A 3,347-nucleotide genomic window follows, 5' to 3' on the forward strand; every position below is an offset into this window, starting at 1 on the left:
CCATGACTCGATCCTTTCATGAAACCGAGTCTCTATTTGAGCCGGGGCGGTTCAGAGAGCACCTATCCCGACCGGTTCCACCTGCTGGCCCGTGCGGAGTTGGGGATCGGCATCGGCAAGGCGCGACGCTTGCTGGACCGTCTGGCCATTCCGGGCGACCGGCTGCTCGTGCTGGAAACCATGGTGGACCCCGACGAACTGGTACCCAACATGTCGACCAGCCTCGGCATGGAACTGCACAAGGCTCGCATCCGGTTGTCAGCAGTCCACGAACTCGACCGAGCGGGCGACGAGTTCACTCTGCGTCCGACAACCGTCGAGGATGCGATGGCGGCCTCCTTGGAGCTGCACGGATCGGCGCAGCGCAGCTATGCCGACATGCGACCGCGCTCGGTTTCGCTTCTGCCGGTCGCCTCCGCCTGCCAAGCCCGGTGTTCGTTCTGCTTCTCCTCGGCTTCGATATCCAGCGACCAAGCGCCTGCACGGGTCCCGTGGGACGCCGTCGCCCACTGGCTGGAGCGCGCCAGTGCGGCGGGGGCCGAGCGCGCAGTGATCACCGGCGGCGGGGAGCCCACGCTCATACCCTTCGAACAGCAGTTGCGGCTGGTGTCCGCCTGCTCGGCGGCCTTCCCCAAGGTCGTCCTGATCACCAACGCGCACACCCTGACGAAGGGCCGGCACGCCGACCGGGCCGGCCGCCTCGCAGCCCTGAGCGCCGCGGGCCTGAGCGTGCTGGCGGTCTCCCGGCATCATCACGACGACGCCGTCAGCGAGCGGCTGATGATGCTGCGTACACCGGTGAGCTCTGTGATCGACACCTGGCGCGTGGAACGTGACCGCTGGCCCGGGTTGCGGATGAGGCTGATCTGCGTGCTCCAGCACGGCGGCGTCGCCGACGCGGCCGGGGTCGCCGACTACGTGTCGTGGGCCGCGGCTCTCGGTGTCGAGGAAGTCTGCTTCAAAGAACTCTACGTTTCCACCAGCACTGAGTCGCTCTACTTCGACCGCGCCGCCAACGTCTGGAGCCGGGAGCACCAGGTTTCGCTGTCTCTCGTCACCCGGTTCGCCGAGCGGCACGGCTTCGAACTGGCGAGCCGCCTGCCCTGGGGCGCCCCGGTCTACCAGGGCAGCTGGGACGGACGGCCGATGCGGATCGCCGCTTACACCGAACCCAGCCTGCTCTGGGAACGCATCAACGGGATCGCACGCAGCTGGAACGTCATGGCCGACGGCCGCTGCTACGCCTCCCTGGAGGACCGGGCCAGCGAGATCGTGCCGGAAGGCGCCACGGCATGAGGTTCGGCGAGTTCCAGGAATTCCGGCAGCGCCAACTCAGTGCTTCGTCGTCGCTCTTGGACGCTGCCGAGACCAACGTGTACCGGGCACTTGCGCCGATGCGACCGGAACCGCCGACCGGCATGAGTACGGTGCACCGGTGCGATCTCGCCCGTGCCTGGCTGCGGCGCTTCGAGCTGCCGGAAGAGTGGTCCGGCCACGCCATGGTCTGTCGAGGGGTCCGGCACGGCCTCGGTGTGGTGTTCCACTGGCTGCGCACCACGCAAGCGCGGTTGTGGCTGCCCAGCGACGTGTACCCGGTCTACCTCGAGCTGGCCCGCGCTGCGGGCCTGGCGCCTGCGTCCTACCCGACGCTCCCGGCACCTGCCCTGCCGAGGTCTCCGGCGGACCATCGGCCCGAGTACCTGCTGCTCGCCAACCCCAGCAAGCCGCTCGGACGCTACCTGTCCGATGCCGAGTGCGACGCGGTGATGTCGTGGTTGCGGGAATCGCCACGCCGCCGCCTGCTGATCGACAGCGTCTACGACCTGGGAACCCCGTTCGCTGCCGGCACCCGGCGATTGCTGGACACCGGTGGTGCGGTCCTGCTGCATTCGGTCACCAAGGGATGGTTGTGGCCACGCACCTTCGGCGTGGTCCTGCTGGGTCCGGCGCACGCCGGATTGGCCGAAGCGTTCCGGGGTGATCCGCCGACGTCGGCACAGCTGAGGCTCGCCGACCGTCTGCTGGCCGAGCACAGCGACGTGCCCCGGCAGGTCGTCGACGAACTGGCCGCACGGGCCGAGCGGCTGTTCGAACGGTTGCCGTACGAAGTGCTCGAAGAGATTCCCACGGCGAGCCGCACGTGTCCCGGCAACTACTTCTTCCCGGTTGAGATACCGGCGGAGACGCTCCAGCGCGAGTGCGGCGTGCTCGCCATGCCGGTCAGCGTGTTCGGGGAGAGCAGTTGGTCCGGCTCCATCCTGACCAGTCTTGCCGACGCTTTCGGCCCGACCCCGGCGGTGGCACGGTGAAAGCACCGGAGGACCTTGCCGTATACGACCACACGTACGGCGCTCAGCCACGCGCGCCCCTGGTCAGGAGCTCGTAGCCTTGATCCATGAGGGTCGGGCGCGTTGCCCATCGAGGGCTCGATCCCCCTCATTCCGGCCGCGAACCTCGGCACCACCGTGACGACGAGCCTGGTCGCACTGACCTTCATCGGCAACCGCACAGAGTTCCGCAGGGCGCTCGGCGTCTCGACCGTCCACGACTTCTCCAACTGGCTCGCGCCGCTGATCTTCTTCCCGACCCCACATGTCAGCAGTACGCTCGGGCCGCTGTTCACAATTGTGATCGACGCCGCTCTGATCCTTGTCGCCGTCCGTTACCTGGGGAAGCCACTCAAGCTGCTCATGGTCGGCCGGGCCCGCGACATTCTGGTCAAGGCCGTCGGTCGCAACCCATACCTCGCCATGGCGACAGGCATGGGGTGTTCTTCGCCGAGAGCCTCGCCCGCATCGCCTCCGCGCACCGGTGGGTCCTCGCCGTCTACCTCGGCACCGTCTTCCTCACACTGCCCGCCCTCGTGATCGTGCTGGTGGGCGTACTCTGAGTACGTCCTCCGACGGCGGCAACCCTCAGGGCTCGGTGCCCCAGGGTGATCCTCTCGTCCAGAGGACTACTCCGTGCCCTCCGCCGGAAGGCGCTCCGGCAGACCGAGCCGCTCGAACCGGTCGTCGTGGAACGTGATGATCTCGGTGATCAACCCACCGGTGACGCGCAGGACGTCGATCGTCAGCGGCAGGTACGCGCCCTCCTGCTTCCGCCAGAGGTAGAAGGCGAGAGCGGGCTGCCGGTTCACGGAGGTGAAGACGGCACGCAGGCCCTTCATGTCCTCGAAGCCGCTTGTGATCCAGTCGTTCACCACCGTGTCGCGGCCGATGTACAGGCCCGGCGTGGGCGGCATCGAGCAGCGGACGTCCTCGCGCAGCAGTGTGGTGAGCCGGTCGATGTCCGTGGCCACGCTGGCGTCGGTGTAGCGGCGTACCAGCTCGCGCGTCCTGGCGTCC

Annotated in this window: 4 protein-coding genes; 3 read left to right on the forward strand and 1 reads right to left on the reverse strand. The window is 67.9% G+C overall.

Annotation, left to right across the window (positions count from 1 at the left end; genetic code table 11):
- Positions 1-18: 18 nt before the first annotated feature.
- The 3 genes from ABZ281_RS43240 to ABZ281_RS43250 all read left to right on the forward strand — a co-directional run bounded on the left by ABZ281_RS43240 (position 19) and on the right by ABZ281_RS43250 (position 2,867).
- Entirely contained in the window at positions 19-1,296 is a 1,278-nt protein-coding gene (locus ABZ281_RS43240; RefSeq protein ID WP_356663615.1) for a radical SAM protein, read from the forward strand.
- Positions 1,293-2,309: an aminotransferase class I/II-fold pyridoxal phosphate-dependent enzyme gene (locus ABZ281_RS43245; RefSeq protein WP_356663617.1), complete on the forward strand. Its 1,017-nt coding sequence runs from the start codon at positions 1,293-1,295 to the stop codon at positions 2,307-2,309. The genes ABZ281_RS43240 and ABZ281_RS43245 overlap by 4 nt, the downstream gene beginning before the upstream one ends.
- Before the next feature lie 102 nt (positions 2,310-2,411).
- Positions 2,412-2,867 (forward strand): hypothetical protein, encoded by a 456-nt coding sequence (locus ABZ281_RS43250; RefSeq protein WP_356663619.1) that lies wholly within the window; start codon positions 2,412-2,414, stop codon positions 2,865-2,867.
- A gap of 89 nt (positions 2,868-2,956) precedes the next feature.
- Here ABZ281_RS43250 and ABZ281_RS43255 read toward each other — a convergent pair.
- Positions 2,957-3,347 (reverse strand): nuclear transport factor 2 family protein (locus tag ABZ281_RS43255; protein ID WP_356663621.1); only part of this gene is annotated, 391 nt, incomplete at its 5' end.

It is taken from the genome of Streptomyces sp. NPDC006265, assembly GCF_040613555.1.
Lineage (GTDB): Bacteria > Actinomycetota > Actinomycetes > Streptomycetales > Streptomycetaceae > Streptomyces.

Excerpts from the sequence above, each read along its gene's own strand:
- ABZ281_RS43240 (WP_356663615.1), top strand. The coding sequence starts at position 19 with ATGAAACCGAGTCTCTATTTGAGCCGGGGCGGTTCAGAGAGCACCTAT.
- ABZ281_RS43245 (WP_356663617.1), top strand. The coding sequence starts at position 1,293 with ATGAGGTTCGGCGAGTTCCAGGAATTCCGGCAGCGCCAACTCAGTGCT.